Source organism: Streptomyces sp. HUAS CB01 (genome assembly GCF_030406905.1).
In the GTDB taxonomy this organism is placed as follows: Bacteria; Actinomycetota; Actinomycetes; order Streptomycetales; family Streptomycetaceae; genus Streptomyces; species Streptomyces chengbuensis.
In genome coordinates this window covers 5197457-5212555 of record NZ_CP129137.1, presented here as the reverse complement: position 1 = coordinate 5212555, position 15099 = coordinate 5197457, and the positions used below count along the sequence as shown (strand labels likewise).

The window sequence follows — 15099 nt, the reverse complement described above, 5'->3', positions numbered from 1 at the left end:
TGCCTTTTCCGGAGGGCGCATTGAGGAGAAGAGGAAGGCATGGCCAGTAACCCGGGACGCAGGACCGCACTCGTGGACGCCGCGATCGAGGTCCTCGCGCGCGAGGGGGCACGGGGCCTCACCTTCCGCGCGGTCGACAGCGAGGCCGGGGTGCCGCCCGGGACGGCGTCGAACTACTTCACCAGCCGGGACGACCTGTTCACCCAGGCGGGCGCGCGGATCCATGTGCGGATGACACCCGCGCAGACCGACGTCGACGAGGCGATGCGGCCCGCGCCGACGCGTGAGCTGTACGTGCGGCTGATGCAGTGGCTGGTGCGGCGCATGACCGAGGAGCGGACGGGCTACCTCGCGATGCTGGAACTGCGACTGGAAGCGACCCGCCGCCCGGCGCTCCAGGCGGAGCTGAACCGTGCGGTCGGAGCCGAACTGGAGGCCAATCTGCGCCACCACCTCGACTCCGGCCTGCCGGGCGACGCCGACACCTTCCTCGCTCTCTACCTGGCCATGACAGGGCTGCTGCTCGAGCACTTCACCCTGCCCGACGTGCTCTCCGACAGGGACGTGGACGAGCTGGTGGAGACCGTCGTCACCCGGATCGTCCCCGTGGAATGACGTGCCCCGCCGAGCGCGGGTCGGCCACGGCCCGGCGGGCGGCACGGCCCGGAAGCAGGCACCGCCGCGATCTGCTCCCGCATGGCGGGGAGCGGTTACGGGGGCCCACGGGCGGGGCCGGCGCCGCCGCGCTCCCGCCATGCGCCGGACCCGGCCCGCCGCTCCCGCCTGCCCGAAGCAGGCCCCACCCGGAAGCAGACACCGGATACCGGCCCCGCCCGAGGCCGAGACCCCACCCGGAAGCCGGCCCGGCCCGGATACCGGCCCGCGGAGGCCGAGACCCCGCCCGCACCCCGCCATGCGCCGGACCCCGGCCGCCGCTCCCGCCGGGCCGTGCGCGTCCGAGCATGTCCGGGGCCGGCGCCCCGCACGGCGGCTCAGGGAGTGGGCGTCAGCCCCTCGCTCACGGTCCCCGGTGCGACGGGCTCCCGCCACATGGGCCACATCAGCGGGCCGTCGGGCAGCTGGACGGTACGGTCCGTGAACGAGAAGCCCAGCCGCTCGTAGAGGCGGCAGCTACGGGCGCTGCTGGCCTCCAGATAGGCGGGGACCCCCTCCCGGTCGCACCGCTCCAGAGCCGGCGCGAGCAGCGCGGTGCCGAGCCCCTCGCCCTGCCGTTCCGGCGAGACGGCGATCAGCAGCAGGTACTCGTGCGCCCTGCCCTGCGGATGCACCGCACCGGTCAGCCGACCGACGAGTTCGGCGCGCTCGTTGTCGGGATCGGCGATCTCCCGCATCCGGGCCGGGGTGTCGTCCTCCTCCCCGGGCGCCTCCGCGGGCACCTGGAGCCAGAGCGCCGCGGCGGTCCCGTCCTCGGTCATGTCGACCCGCCCCTCGGACAGCGCGGCGTCGAGGAAGACCCCGAGGAAGACCCCGTGCACCCGGCGGCGGTGGGCCTCGTCGGGGAAGACCCAGCTGCTGACCGGGTCGTGCATGAATGCCTCGTCGAGCAGTCGCACGACCGCCTCACGGTCCCGCTCCCCCGCCTGCCGTATCCGTACGCCCATGTCCGGGCCGCCTCTCCGAGATCGTCAACTGGCGGCTGTGATCCTAGAGTTGCGGCCCGGTCCGCGCACCGGCCCCGCCCGGGCTCAGCGGCTGCGGCGGGTGACGAACTCCGCCAGCGACAGCAGGTCCCCCGCCGCCGTGAGGTCCGGAACGGCCCGGGACAGCTGCTGCACGGCCCTGGCCATGCGGTCCGCGGCCTGCAGCTGGGCCCAGTCCCGGCCGCCGGCCCGCTCCACCGCGTCCGCGGCCCGGGCGACCGCCCCGGCGTCCATCGGCCCCGCGTACAGCTCGGCGAGCTCCGACCCCGCCGCGGTGCCCGAGCTCAGGGCCGCCACCACCGGAAGCGACTTCTTGTGCGCGGCCAGGTCGGCACCCGCCGGTTTGCCCGTGCGGTCCGGGTCGCCCCAGATGCCGATGAGGTCGTCGATCAGCTGGAAGGCCAGCCCCGCCTCCCGGCCGAAGGCGTCCATCGCGGCGATCTCCTCCTCCCCCGCCCCCGCGTACAGCGCGCCGAGGGCGCAGGCACAGCCCAGCAGCGCCCCGGTCTTGGCCGTGGCCATGGCCAGGCACTCGTCCAGCGAGACCTCCCGCGGCCCCCGCTGTTCGAACGCGCAGTCCGCCTGCTGGCCGGCGCAGAGCTCGATCACACAGGCCGCGAGCCGTGCCGAGGCCGCCGGCGCGGCCGGGTGCCGGTCCTCGGCGAGCAGCCGGAGCGCCAGGGCCAGCATGGCGTCGCCCGCGACGATCGCGTCCGGGGTGCCGAACACGGTCCACGCGGTGGGCCGGTGCCGGCGGGTGGGGTCCTCGTCGATGACGTCGTCGTGGAGCAGGGTGAAGTTGTGGGCGAGCTCCACGGCGGCGGCCGCGCGCACCGCCTGCTGCGGGTCCCCGTCGAGCGCCCTGGCGGCCGCGAGCACCAGGGCCGGCCGGATCGCCTTGCCGGCCGAGCCGGCGGCGGGCGTACCGTCGGCGTGCTCCCAGCCGAAGTGGTACATCGCGACGCGGCGCATGGAGCCGGGGAGGGACTCGACGGTGTCCCGCAGCCGGGGGTCGACGGCGCTGCGGGTGCGTTCCAGGAGCCGCGCCGCCTCGGGGGCATCGGTGGCGGCGGCGTCCGGACTGGTCATGGTCACGGTCACGTCCTCTGCTGAAGGGGTTAGGGCGGGGGCGGCGCCGGGCCGCCCCCGCCGGTTCGGTGCCGGACGAGCGGCGCCGGGGTCAGCGCCAGCGGCTCACCTCGACGTTCTCCAGTACGCCGAGGGCGTCCGGCACCAGGACGGCGGCCGAGTAGTAGGCCGTGACGAGGTACGAGATGATCGCCTGCTCGTCGATGCCCATGAAGCGGACGGAGAGGCTGGGCTCGATCTCGTCGGGGATGCCGGTCTGGTGCAGGCCGACCACGCCCTGGTCCTCCTCACCCGTACGCATGCAGATGATCGAGGTGGTACGGGCGTCCGAGATCGGGATCTTGTTGCACGGGAAGATCGGCACTCCGCGCCAGGCGGGGATGCGGCTCCCCCCGATGTCGACGGTGTCCGGGTAGATGCCCCGCCGGCTGCACTCCCTGCCGAAGGCCGCGATGGCCCGCGGATGGGCGAGGAAGAGCTTGGAGCCGCGCCGCCGGGACAGCAGCTCGTCCATGTCGTCCGGGCCGGGCACGCCGTCGTGCGGCTGCAGCCGCTGGCCGTAGTCGCAGTTGGCCAGGAGCCCGAACTCCTTGTTGTTGACGAGCTCGTCCTCCTGGCGCTCGCGCAGCGCCTCGACCGTCAGCCGCAACTGCTGCTCGGTCTGGTTCATCGGCTGGTTGTAGAGGTCCGCGACCCGGCTGTGGACCTTCAGCACGGTCTGGGCGACGCTCAGTTCGTACTCGCGCGGGGCGGCCTCGTAGTCGACGTAGGTGTGCGGGACCACGGCCTCGCCGACATGGCCGGCGGAGAGGTCGATGGCGGCCTCCCCGTACTTGTTGGTCCGCTGGTGGGGGATCGACACCACGGACAGGAGGTGGCTGCCGAGGGACTCGGCGCGGTCCGCGAGGGTCAGCACGTCCTGCCGGGTGAGCTCCAGCGCGACGCACGCGGTGTCGGCCCGGGCCGTGAACTCCCATACGGCGTCGCCGTCGACCAGCGACCTCTCGCCGAAGTAGGAGCCGTCGGCGAGGACGCCGAGCACGGCCTCGTCGCCGTAGGGGCCGGAACCGATCTGCTCCACCCGGCCGTGCGCGAGGAGGAACACCCGGTCCGCCGCGTCGCCCTTCGCCGCCAGCACGTCGCCCGGCGCGAACCGCACCTGGCGGCAGCGCTGGGCCAGTTCGCGCAGCACGGCCTCGTCGCCGTAACCGCGCAGGGGCGGAAGCTCGCCGAGTTCGGCCGGGATCACCTCGACCTGACTGCCCGTCTGGACGAAGGTGACGCGCCCGTCGCCCACCGAGTAGCTCAGCCGACGGTTCACCCGGTACGCGCCGCCCTGCACCTGCACCCAGGGCAGCATCCGCAGCAGCCACCGGGAGGTGATCTCCTGCATCTGGGGCGCCGACTTGGTGGTGGTCGCCAGGTTCCGCGCGGCCGCCGTACCGAGACTCTGCTGTGGCAGTGCCGCGTCCTGGCCGCCCTCACGCACCCCGTCACCAACCGAACCAACCGACATGGGACTCCTTCGCAATCATGGGTTGACCTGCGACGAAGAGCCTTCCAGCACGGTGAGTAGGCGCGCCATTACACAAATGAGTGGGACTAGAGCGGGATGTGCGGGGCATCGCGTGCGCTGTCCGTCCGCTCGGCGCCCTGGCCGGATCGGCTCGCACACCGTGCGAACGGATCGCCTGGTCAAGGGGGTTGGGGTAGAAGCCCCGTACGAACACTTCCAGCCGTGAAGGAGTCGGCCATGGCCCCACCCATGTCCGCGGACAGTTTCCTCGACGCCCTGCGCGACGAGGGGCTGACGGTCGTCCAGGTCGGCGACTGGCGCACCCACAACCGCAACCACAAAGGCCCCTGGGGCCCCGTGCACGGGGTGATGATCCATCACACCGCCACCAGGGGCACCGCGGACACCGTACGCATCTGCCGCGACGGCTACGAGGGCCTGCCCGGCCCGCTGTGCCACGGCGTCATCGCGAAGGACGGCAAGGTCCATCTGGTCGGCTACGGCAGAGCCAACCACGCCGGGCTCGGCGACGACGACGTCCTGCGCGCCGTCATCGCCGAGCGGGCACTGCCTCCCGACGACGAGGCGAACACCGACGGGAACCGGCACTTCTACGGATTCGAGTGCGAGAACCTCGGCGACGGCAGGGATCCGTGGCCGGAGGTCCAGCTGGAGGCCATCGAGAAGGCGGCCGCCGCCGTCTGCCGACGCCACGGCTGGAACGCCCGGTCGGTCATCGGGCACCTGGAGTGGCAGCCGGGGAAGATCGACCCTCGGGGCTTCACCATGCACGCCATGCGTGCCCGGATCACCGAACGGCTCGCGTGAGCGGGCCCGGCCGTGCGCGACCGCCCCGGTGAGCGCGCTCTGCCGGGGCGGCGGGAACGGCGGGGTGGACGTGCCCGTCCGGCCCGCGGGACGCCCCCGTGAGGGCGCCCGACCGGGGCGGCGACAATGGCGGGGTGAACGCGTTCGACCCCGCCGTCCTGCGACCCCGGCTCCCGTCGCCCCTGGTGCCGGTGGCCGACGAGCGCTTCGCACGGCACGGGGTGCGGCTGCTGCTCAAGCGGGACGACCTCATCCACCCCGACCTGCCCGGCAACAAGTGGCGCAAGCTGGCGCCGAACCTCCGCGCGGCGGCGGGCCGCACCGTGCTCACCTTCGGCGGCGCGTACTCCAACCATCTGCGCGCCACGGCCGCCGCCGGGCGGCTGCTCGGCTTCCCCACCGTGGGCGTCGTCCGGGGCGACGAGCTCGCCGGGAAGCCCCTCAACGCGTCACTGGCCGCCTGCGCCGCCGACGGGATGCGGCTGCACTTCGTGGACCGCGCCACGTACCGCCGCACGTCCGAACCGGAGGTGCTGGCCGAGCTCCTGGAGCGCATCGGGGAGCCCGAGGGGTGCTGGGTCGTGCCGGAGGGCGGCAGCAACGCCCTTGCAGCGCGGGGCTGTACGGAGCTCGGCCGCGAGCTGCGCGGCGAGACCGACGTGGCGGCCGTGGCGTGCGGGACCGGCGGGACGCTCGCGGGACTCGCCGCCGGACTCGGGGACGGAGCGCGGGCGCTGGGCATCCCCGTGCTCAAGGGGGCCTGCCTCGGCGAGCGGACGGCCGCCCTCCAGCAGGAGGCGTTCGGCGGACCGGCGGGCGACTGGTCGCTGGACGAGAGGTTCCACTTCGGCGGGTACGCCCGGGTCCCGCCCGACCTCGACGCGTTCGCGCAGGATTTCGAAGCACGTCACGGACTGCCCGTGGAACGTCTCTATGTCGCCAAAATGCTCTACGGACTTGTCGTCCTCGCCGGCGAGGGCGCCTTCCCGCCCGGGACCACCGTCGCGGCGGTGATCACCGGCCGGCCTCAGTCCGCGGCCTCGCGGTAGGCGGCCGCCTCCTCGAGGTCCAGCCGCCGCAGCAGCGCCCGCATCATCTCGTCGTCGATCCGGCGTTCGTCGCGCAGGCGCACGAACACCTCGCGTTCGGCCTGGATCACTTCGCGGGTGAGGCGGCGGTAGGTGTCGTCCGCGGACTCGCCCGTGACGGGGTTGACCGCCCCGAGCCGCTCCCAGGGCGAGTTCCTGCGGCGTTCGAGGACGGTGCGCAGCCGGTCGAGCAGCGGGCCGGGAAGGGCGTTGCGCGGGTCGGCGAGGAGTTCCTCGAGGCGCTGCTCCGCGGCGGCGGACGCCTCGCTCTGGGCCTGCGCCTCGGCCAGGGTGACGCTCCGCGGGTCGCGCTCCGGGAGCTTCAGCACGCGGATGAGGGCCGGCAGGGTGAGCCCCTGCACGACCAGGGTGCCGATCACCGTGGTGAAGGTGAGGAACAGGATCAGGTTGCGCGCCGGGAAGGGTTCCCCGTCCGCCATGAGGATCGGGATGGAGAAGGCGATCGCCAGCGAGACGACGCCCCGCATCCCGGCCCAGCCGACGATCACCGGGGTGCGCCAGTCCACGCCGGGCTCGCGCTCCCTGATGCGCTTCGACATCATGCGCGGCAGGAAGGTCCCGGGGAAGACCCACACGAAGCGGGACACGACCACGACGACGAAGATGACGACGGCGTACCAGGCGGCCTCCCCGACCGAGAAGGAGCCGAGCTTGCGCACCACGTGCGCCAGTTGCAGTCCGATCAGCGCGAAGACGGCCGACTCCAGGATGAAGGCGACCATCCGCCAGACCGCCTCCTCCTGGAGCCGGGTGGCGAAGTCGACCTGCCAGGAGCGGTGCCCGAGGAAGAGGGCGACGACGACCACGGCCAGCACTCCGGAGGCGTGGACGTGCTCGGCCGCGGAGTAGGCGACGAAGGGGATCAGCAGGGACAGGGTGTTCTGCAGCAGGGGTTCCCTGAGATGGGTCCGCAGCCAGTGGATCGGCACCATCAGCACCAGGCCCACGCCGATGCCGCCGGCCGCGGCGACGAGGAACATCCCGACGCCCTCGCCCCAGGTGATGCCCTCGCCGACCGCGGCCGCCAGCGCCACCCGGTAGGCGGTGATCGCGGTGGCGTCGTTCACCAGGGACTCGCCCTGGAGGATCGTCGTGATCCGGCCCGGCAGACGGAGCTTGCGGGCGACCGCGGTCGCCGCCACCGCGTCCGGCGGGGCGACCACCGCGCCGAGCACGAGCGCCGCGGTCAGCGGGAGGCCCGGGATCACCAGGTGCGCCACCCACCCGACGAGGACGGTCGCGAACAGGGTGTAGCCGACGGAGAGCAGGGCGATCGGCCGGATGTTGGCCCGCAGATCGAGGTACGAGCTGTCGAGGGCCGCGATGTGCAGCAGTGGCGGCAGGATCAGCGGCAGCACGATGTGCGGGTCCAGCGCGTACTCCGGGACACCGGGCAGGTACGAGGCCACGAGCCCGACCGCGACGAGCAGCAGCGGGGCGGGCACCACCGTCCTGCGGGCGATTCCCGCGATCGCGGCGCTCGCCGCGACCAGCGCCACCACCGACAACGCCTCCATGATCCGCCCCTCACACGCTCACCCACGTCGTAACCTGGCCATCATGAGCGAGTGCCCGCACGTTCTCGACCTGCCGCGCCCCGAACCCGCGCCTCTGAGCGACACCTGCGTCGAGTGCCAGGCGGCGGGGACGCACCCGGTGCAGCTGCGGATCTGTCTCTCGTGCGGACACGTGGGGTGCTGCGACTCGTCGCCCGGCCGGCACGCGACCCAGCACGCCGAGCAGGAGGAACATCCGGTGATGCGTACCCTTGAGCAGGGAGAGAGCTGGCGATGGTGTTTTCCGGACGGTTCGATCGTCTGACGTCCGGGTACGTCAAAGCTCCGCCGATTTCTCGCAATTGAGGACCGCAGAGCACTAGCCACTGTGCGTACTCATGGGCTTACCATGAGTGACAGAGCCGGGTAGGGGTCCCGGCGACACGGCACCATGGATCGCGATAGCGTCGCCAGTCCAGGTACTGGCTGCGCACCGACGCGTAGCACTCGGCTCCGGGATCGCCCTCCCGGAGCCTCGATCGACCTTGTGCCACCTTGGAGGTGAGGGTGTCCCAGATCGCAGGCGAGCCCGGGACTCAGGACTTCGTGGAAGTCCGGCTGCCCGCTGCGGGTGCCTACCTGTCCGTGCTGCGTACGGCCACGGCCGGCCTCGCGGCGCGCTTGGACTTCACCCTCGACGAGATCGAGGACCTGCGCATCGCGGTCGACGAGGCCTGTGCGATCTTGCTGCAGCAGGCCGTCCCCGGATCCGTTCTCAGCTGCGTCTTCCGGCTCGTCGACGATTCCCTGGAGGTCACGGTCTCGGCCCCGACGACCGACGGCCGGGCCCCGGAGCGCGACACCTTCGCCTGGACGGTGCTCTCGGCACTGGCCGGCAAGGTCGACTCCTCCGTGGCGGACGACCGTACGGTCTCCATCAGCCTGTACAAACAGCGCGGCGCGGGACCCGGGCCGGCGTGAGGGACGGGGACGGTCCGGTGCGCGACGAGGAGCGGATTCCCGGAACGCCGAACAGCGGGCGCACGGCTCCTGCGGAGCCGGGCGGCGCGCCGGCGGGCATCCCGGAGCAGCAGGCCAGGCCGCACCCGGTGGACGAGCGTGACGGCCTCCCGGCCGCGGCGGAGCAGAAGCAGGCTGGGGGTACCTCCCAGGCGAAGCACTGGCAGAGGGCGGCCATGAGCGAGCACGAGCACGACCTCAAGGAACACGGTCACCACGCTCCGAACGACCGGAGCGAGGCGCGGTCGATGTTCATCGCGCTGCGCAAACTCCCGGAGGGCTCCCCCGAGCGCGCCGAGCTCCGCAACCAGCTGGTGCGGATGCACCTGCCCCTGGTGGAGCACCTGGCCCGCCGCTTCCGCAACCGCGGCGAGCCCCTCGACGACCTGACCCAGGTCGCGACGATCGGGCTGATCAAGTCCGTGGACCGGTTCGACCCCGACCGGGGCGTCGAGTTCTCGACGTACGCGACGCCGACGGTCGTGGGCGAGATCAAGCGGCACTTCCGCGACAAGGGCTGGGCGGTGCGGGTGCCGCGGCGTCTGCAGGAACTGCGGCTCGCGCTGACCACGGCGACGGCGGAACTGTCCCAGCAGCACGGCCGCTCCCCCACGGTCCACGAGCTCGCCGAGCGCCTCGGCATCTCGGAGGAGGAGGTCCTGGAGGGCCTGGAGTCCGCCAACGCGTACTCGACACTGTCCCTGGACGTCCCCGACACCGACGACGAGTCCCCGGCGGTCGCGGACACCCTGGGCGCCGAGGACGAGGCGTTGGAGGGCGTCGAGTACCGCGAGTCGCTGAAGCCGCTGCTGGAGGACCTGCCGCCCCGGGAGAAGCGGATTCTGCTCCTTCGCTTCTTCGGCAACATGACGCAGTCGCAGATCGCCCAGGAGGTCGGCATCTCCCAGATGCACGTCTCCCGCCTCCTGGCGCGCACGCTCGCACAGCTCCGCGAAAAGCTCCTCGTCGAGGAGTGACGACCTCCGGCGGTTGCGGACGGGCGACCACGCACCCGCCCCGGCCGCCGGGGGCTACGCGCGGCCGCGGATGCCCAGCGCCTCCGTCGTGCGCGGGTTCAGGAGCAGGGCCAGCGAGGTGACGGCCACGACCGCGAGGACGATGCCCGCGGGGATCAGCGCGCCCGACGAGCGCAGCAGGGTCCAGGCCACCGGCAGTGCCATGATCTGTGTGATGAGTGCGGGGCCGCGGCTCCAGCTGCGCCGGAGCAGCAGCCCGCGTGCCGCGAGCAGGGGGATGACGCCGAGCGCGATCAGGGTCACGCCACCGGTCTCGGCCTGCGACGTGCTCTCGGGGTCGCCGGTCAGGCCCGAGACCAGCATGTAGAGGCCACCGGCGAACAGGGCCAGGGCCTCGAGCCCGCACAGGCCCGCCGCCGCGGTCAGCCGGCCCGGCCGCTTCGCGGGGGCGCCGGGGAGGGTCTCAGGGGTCTGCTCAGCACTGCTCACCCCTGCAGGGTAGCCCCGTACCCGGGCCGCCCCGCGGGACGGTCCGGGGAGGGCCGCTCGCCCCGGACTGGGACGTGTACCCCGTGGTAGGTACTCTGGCGGCCATGCGCGCACTCCTCGTGGTCAATCCGGCAGCAACCACCACCAGTGCCCGCACCCGTGACGTCCTCATCCACGCCCTCGCGAGCGAGATGAAGCTGGAGGCCGTCACGACCGAGTACCGGGGCCATGCCCGCGACCTGGGCCGCCGCGCCGCCGACTCCGACGACATCGGCCTGGTCGTGGCGCTGGGCGGCGACGGCACGGTCAACGAGGTCGTGAACGGGCTGCTGCACGCCGGCCCGGATCCCGACGGCCTGCCGCGCCTCGCCGTCGTGCCCGGCGGATCCACGAACGTCTTCGCCCGTGCCCTGGGTCTGCCGAACGACGCCGTGGAGGCCACCGGCGCGATCCTGGACGCCCTGGAGACGGGCAGCGGCCGGACGGTCGGTCTCGGCATAGCGGCCGGCACGCCGGGCACCCCGGACGAGGGCGTTCCGCCCCGCTGGTTCACGTTCTGCGCCGGTTTCGGCTTCGACGCCGGCGTCGTCGGCCGGGTCGAACAGCAGCGCGAGCGCGGCAGGATCTCGACGCACTCCCTCTACATACGCCAGGCGGCACGGCAGTTCCTCGCCGACCCGCACCGCCGCAGCGGCGCGATCACCCTGGAACGCCCCGGGGCGGACCCCGTGCGCGAGCTGGTGCTGGCCATCGTCTGCAACACCTCCCCCTGGACCTACCTGGGGAATCGTCCGGTGTACGCGGCGCCGGCGGCCTCCTTCGACACCGCCCTGGACGTCCTCGGCCTGAGCCGGCTGTCGACCGCCGCCCTGGCCCGCTACGCGACCCAGCTGCTCACCTCGACCCCGGATCGGGGGCCGCGCGGAAAGCACGTGGGCTCTTTTCACGACCTCACCGACTTCACCTTGCATTCGAAGGTGGCACTGCCTTTCCAGATGGACGGCGACCACCTGGGACTGCGCAGCAGCGTGACGTTCACAGGCGTACGCCGTGCACTGCGTGTGATTGTGTGAGCGGAAGGGGCAAAAGTCCTTCCACTCGAACGTTTAGGCGCGGGTCCACCCCATGGAAGTACGGCTGTGACCTAGTCGACACCGAGGAATCAAAAAAAACTTTCCGGAAGGGGTTGTATCCGCCGCCGAGGTTTGCGAATCTCTACATGGCGATCGGGACGGCCCGCAGGACCGGCCTCCACGGAGAGCCAGAACCCCTCCTCAACCTGGACCACAACCAGTTCACCTGGGTGTCGGCCCTTCACTTGCGGGGGGATTCGTGAAAGCGTTCACATTCACAAGCAACCTGCACGTAATACCAAGAGAGGTAGCAGCCATGGACTGGCGTCACAACGCCGTTTGCCGCGAGGAAGACCCCGAGCTGTTCTTCCCCATCGGCAACACCGGTCCTGCGCTGCTGCAGATCGAGGAAGCCAAGGCCGTCTGCCGTCGCTGCCCCGTCATGGAGCAGTGCCTGCAGTGGGCGCTCGAGTCCGGCCAGGACTCCGGCGTCTGGGGTGGCCTCAGCGAGGACGAGCGCCGCGCTATGAAGCGCCGCGCCGCCCGCAACCGGGCGCGCAACGCCAGCGCCTGAACGGCCCCCTGCTAACAGCCTGAGCCCGGCGGCGCGTACGGCGAGTACGCATTCACCGCCCCCGAGCCGCAGCGCGCAGCAGTATCCCGAAGCTCTCGAGCCCCGGACCATCACGAACGGTCCGGGGCTCGCTGCTGTGCACGGGCGAACGAGCGGCTCGGCGAACGAACGGCCCGGAAGCCCGCGGTGCCCGGGAGGTCCGGGGCTACTTCTGGCTCTGTACGGGAATGTCGAGGACGACCCGCGTCCCCCGCCCGGCGGCCGGCTTCATGTCGAAGGTGCCGCCCAACTCCCCCTCCACCAGGGTCCTGACGATCTGGAGTCCCAGGTTTCCCGCCGTCTGCGGGTCGAAGTCCTCGGGCAGCCCGCGGCCGTCGTCCTGCACGGTGATCAGCAGACGCTCGGCCGAGCGGGGGCCGCCGCGCACCGCCGACACCTCGACCGTGCCGTGCTCCCCCGGCGCGAAGGCGTGCTCCAGCGCGTTCTGCAGGACTTCGGTCAGGACCATGGAGAGCGGTGTGGCGACCTCGGCGTCGAGGATCCCGCAGCGACCGCTGCGCCGGCACTCGACCTTGCCGGGGGAGATCTCCGCCACCATGGCGAGCACCCGGTCGGCGATCTCGTCGAACTCGACCCGCTCGTCCAGGTTCTGGGACAGCGTCTCATGGACGATGGCGATGGAACCGACCCGGCGGACCGCCTCGTTGAGGGCCTCCCGGCCGCGCACGGAGTCCATCCGCCGGGCCTGGAGGCGCAGCAGGGCCGCGACCGTCTGGAGGTTATTCTTCACCCGGTGGTGGATCTCCCGGATGGTGGCGTCCTTGGTGATCAACTCGCGTTCGCGGCGGCGGAGTTCGGTGACGTCGCGGAGCAGGACGAGGGAGCCGATGCGGGTGCCCTTGGGCTTCAGCGGGATGGCGCGGAGCTGGATGACTCCCCCGTTGCCCTCGACCTCGGCCTCCCGGGGCGCGTAGCCGCTGGCGAGCTTGACCAGGGCCTCGTCGACGGGGCCCCGCGACGGGGCGAGTTCGGCCGTGATCTGGCCCAGGTGCTGTCCGACCAGGTCGGCGGCGAGGCCGAGCCGGTGGTACGCGGACAGCGCGTTCGGCGACGCGTACTGGACGACCCCGTCGGCGTCGAGGCGGATGAGTCCGTCACCTGCGCGCGGCGAGGCGTCCATGTCGACCTGCTGCTCGGGGAACGGGAACGCGCCGGCGGCGATCATCTGGGCGAGGTCGGACGCGGACTGCAGATAGGTGAGCTCGAGCCGGCTCGGGGTCCGCACCGTGAGCAGGTTGGTGTTGCGCGCGATCACACCGAGGACCCGGCCGTCACGCCGTACGGGGATGGACTCGACCCGTACCGGGACCTCCTCGCGCCACTCGGGGTCGCCCTCGCGCACGATGCGGCCCTCGTCGAGCGCGGCGTCGAGCAGCGGACGGCGGCCGCGGGGAACCAGATGCCCGACCATGTCGTCCTGGTAGGAGGTGGGGCCCGTGTTGGGCCGCATCTGGGCGACGGAGACGTATCGTGTGCCGTCCAGGGTGGGGACCCAGAGGACGAGGTCCGCGAAGGAGAGGTCGGAGAGCAACTGCCACTCCGAGACCAGCAGGTGCAGCCACTCGAGGTCGGACTCACTCAGAGCGGTGTGCTGGCGTACGAGGTCGTTCATGGAGGGCACGTTGTGAGCGTACCTTTGGTGAGGACCTGACGGGACGGGCCTCCGTGGTGGAGGATGGGCCCGGAAACTGCGTGTGCAGATGGATGGACACGGCAGAATGGTCTAGTCCAGAATGACACCGTTGTACCGGATCACGATCCGGACGACGGACGAACAGAAGACCTCCGCCCTCCCCGCACAGGAGGGTGGACCGAGGACCCGGCGCTCTCTGCCCTGACTGCGCCGAGGACCTCCACACGGCCGATCGGGACCGCACACCCGCCGGCCGGCAACTCCGGGCTGCGGTGCCGGACGGGTTGAGGGTCCCGTCCCGGCGCCGCGGCCCGCGGGTCTTTCACGGGCCGGAGCCCGCCGGGTCCGGGTGCGGACCCGGCGGGCTCCGGCCCGTGACGTGCGGGTCAGCGCGTCTCGGTCACCTTGGCGAGGGCTCGCGGGGCGTCGGGGTCCTGGCCGCGGGCGATGGTCACCTCGTAGGCCAGCAGCTGGAGCGGCAGGATCTCCAGGATCGGCTGGACCTCCTCCGCCACCCCCTCGGTGGGCAGCACGAAACCCGCCGAGGCTGCCTCGACCTGCGGCTTCGGCCCGACGACGAAGAGATCGGCGCCGCGGCCGCGCAGCCGGTCGAGCACCGGCTGCAGCGCCTCGCCGCCGCGGCCGTCCGTCACCACCGCGATCACCGGGGAGATGTTGTCGACCATGGCGAGCGGGCCGTGCAGAAGATCGGCGCCCGAGTAGGAGAGAGCGGGGATGTAGCTCGTCTCCATCAGCTTCAGCGCGGCCTCCTTGGCGGTCGGGTAGCCGTAGCCGCGGGAGGTGATGACCATGCGCTCGGCGAAGCGGTAACGGGCGGCCAGCTGCCTCACCTCGTCCCTGCGGGCCAGGACCTCCTCGACCAGGCCGGGCAGTACGTGCGCAGGCCCGCCGTCCCCGCCGCGCAGCCCCTCGACGAGCAGGTAGAGCGACAGGAGCGAGGCCGTGTAGGTCTTGGTCGCCGGCAGGGCCTTCTCCGGGCCCGCCAGGATGTCGACGTGGTACTCGGAGACCGCGGCCAGCGGCGAGTCCGGGTTGTTCGTGACCGCGAGGGTGACCGCACCGGCCTCGCGCGCCGCCCTGGTGGAGGCGACCAGGTCCGGTGAACCGCCGGACTGGCTGATCGTGATCACGAGCACGTCGGTGAGGTCCGGCTTCGCCCCGTAGGCGGTCGTCGTGGACATCGAGGTCAGCCCGCAGGGCAGCCCGAGCCGGATCTCCAGCAGGTACTTGGCGTAGAGAGCGGCGTTGTCGGACGTGCCGCGGGCGGTCAGGAGCACGAACCTGGGCTTCCGCCCGGCGATCGCGGCGGCGACCTCGCGGACGCGCGGCGCGCCCTCGGCGAGGATCCGGCGCAGGACCGCGGGCTGTTCGTCGATCTCCCCGGACATGATCCGGCCCGGCTGGTCGCTGTGCCCCTCGGACGTCGTGGTGGACATGGCGTGTGCCTCCCCTGCGGTCCGGGCGCCGTCCGGGGTCAGTCGACCACGGGGGACCACACCCCCGCCAGCCGGGATTCACCGGGGCGCCACCCCATTCTGCTAGATTGGTCTATA

The 15099-nt window shown here is 72.2% G+C and carries 15 protein-coding genes; 8 read left to right on the top strand and 7 right to left on the bottom strand.

The window, feature by feature from the left end; all coding sequences use genetic code 11:
* Positions 1–39: 39 nt before the first annotated feature.
* Positions 40–615, top strand: coding sequence for a TetR/AcrR family transcriptional regulator (locus tag QRN89_RS23170; RefSeq protein ID WP_290351308.1), 576 nt, complete (start codon positions 40–42; stop codon positions 613–615).
* Between the two features lie 377 nt (positions 616–992).
* On the opposite strand, the gene QRN89_RS23165 is transcribed toward QRN89_RS23170, so the two are convergent.
* The 3 genes from QRN89_RS23165 to QRN89_RS23155 all read right to left on the bottom strand — a co-directional run bounded on the left by QRN89_RS23165 (position 993) and on the right by QRN89_RS23155 (position 4266).
* Positions 993–1622, bottom strand: a complete 630-nt coding sequence (locus tag QRN89_RS23165) for a GNAT family N-acetyltransferase (protein WP_290351307.1) — start codon at positions 1620–1622, stop codon at positions 993–995.
* A gap of 84 nt (positions 1623–1706) precedes the next feature.
* A complete protein-coding gene (locus QRN89_RS23160; protein ID WP_290353828.1) occupies positions 1707–2750 on the bottom strand; it encodes a family 2 encapsulin nanocompartment cargo protein polyprenyl transferase in 1044 nt (347 codons plus the stop codon).
* 91 nt (positions 2751–2841) lie between these two features.
* Positions 2842–4266 (bottom strand): family 2B encapsulin nanocompartment shell protein, encoded by a 1425-nt coding sequence (locus tag QRN89_RS23155; RefSeq protein WP_290351306.1) that lies wholly within the window; start codon positions 4264–4266, stop codon positions 2842–2844.
* A gap of 237 nt (positions 4267–4503) precedes the next feature.
* Here QRN89_RS23155 and QRN89_RS23150 point away from each other — a divergent pair, with 237 nt between their 5' ends.
* Together QRN89_RS23150 and QRN89_RS23145 are read left to right on the top strand one after the other, a co-directional pair.
* Positions 4504–5094, top strand: coding sequence for an N-acetylmuramoyl-L-alanine amidase (locus tag QRN89_RS23150; RefSeq protein ID WP_290351305.1), 591 nt, complete (start codon positions 4504–4506; stop codon positions 5092–5094).
* A gap of 134 nt (positions 5095–5228) precedes the next feature.
* Entirely contained in the window at positions 5229–6143 is a 915-nt protein-coding gene (locus tag QRN89_RS23145; protein ID WP_290351304.1) for a 1-aminocyclopropane-1-carboxylate deaminase/D-cysteine desulfhydrase, read from the top strand.
* Here QRN89_RS23145 and QRN89_RS23140 read toward each other — a convergent pair.
* On the bottom strand, positions 6122–7720 hold the full coding sequence (locus tag QRN89_RS23140; RefSeq protein ID WP_290351303.1) for a Na+/H+ antiporter: 1599 nt from the start codon (positions 7718–7720) through the stop codon (positions 6122–6124). The two genes, QRN89_RS23145 and QRN89_RS23140, sit on opposite strands and share 22 nt — an antisense overlap.
* A 43-nt stretch (positions 7721–7763) precedes the next feature.
* On the opposite strand from QRN89_RS23140, the gene QRN89_RS23135 reads away from it, so the two are divergent.
* From QRN89_RS23135 to QRN89_RS23125, 3 genes are all read left to right on the top strand, one after another.
* On the top strand, positions 7764–8024 hold the full coding sequence (locus tag QRN89_RS23135) for a UBP-type zinc finger domain-containing protein (RefSeq protein WP_290351302.1): 261 nt from the start codon (positions 7764–7766) through the stop codon (positions 8022–8024).
* 242 nt (positions 8025–8266) lie between these two features.
* Entirely contained in the window at positions 8267–8680 is a 414-nt protein-coding gene (locus QRN89_RS23130) for an ATP-binding protein (RefSeq protein ID WP_018845530.1), read from the top strand.
* Positions 8677–9696, top strand: a complete 1020-nt coding sequence (locus QRN89_RS23125; RefSeq protein ID WP_390701378.1) for an RNA polymerase sigma factor SigF — start codon at positions 8677–8679, stop codon at positions 9694–9696. The genes QRN89_RS23130 and QRN89_RS23125 overlap by 4 nt, the downstream gene beginning before the upstream one ends.
* A 54-nt stretch (positions 9697–9750) precedes the next feature.
* On the opposite strand, the gene QRN89_RS23120 is transcribed toward QRN89_RS23125, so the two are convergent.
* Complete coding sequence (locus QRN89_RS23120) at positions 9751–10185, bottom strand: hypothetical protein (protein WP_290351301.1); 435 nt, start codon at positions 10183–10185, stop codon at positions 9751–9753.
* Positions 10186–10289: 104 nt separating this feature from the next.
* On the opposite strand from QRN89_RS23120, the gene QRN89_RS23115 reads away from it, so the two are divergent.
* Both QRN89_RS23115 and QRN89_RS23110 read left to right on the top strand, forming a co-directional pair.
* Positions 10290–11258, top strand: a complete 969-nt coding sequence (locus QRN89_RS23115; RefSeq protein WP_290351300.1) for a diacylglycerol/lipid kinase family protein — start codon at positions 10290–10292, stop codon at positions 11256–11258.
* Positions 11259–11574: 316 nt separating this feature from the next.
* Complete coding sequence (locus QRN89_RS23110) at positions 11575–11832, top strand: WhiB family transcriptional regulator (protein ID WP_003953983.1); 258 nt, start codon at positions 11575–11577, stop codon at positions 11830–11832.
* Positions 11833–12037: 205 nt separating this feature from the next.
* Here the strand turns inward: QRN89_RS23110 and QRN89_RS23105 are convergent, their stop codons facing one another.
* Both QRN89_RS23105 and QRN89_RS23100 read right to left on the bottom strand, forming a co-directional pair.
* Positions 12038–13504 carry a sensor histidine kinase gene (locus tag QRN89_RS23105; protein ID WP_290353826.1) on the bottom strand — a complete coding sequence of 489 codons (1467 nt, stop codon included), beginning with the start codon at positions 13502–13504 and terminating at the stop codon, positions 12038–12040.
* Positions 13505–13911: 407 nt separating this feature from the next.
* Positions 13912–14982: an SIS domain-containing protein gene (locus tag QRN89_RS23100; RefSeq protein WP_290351299.1), complete on the bottom strand. Its 1071-nt coding sequence runs from the start codon at positions 14980–14982 to the stop codon at positions 13912–13914.
* Positions 14983–15099: the final 117 nt, after the last annotated feature.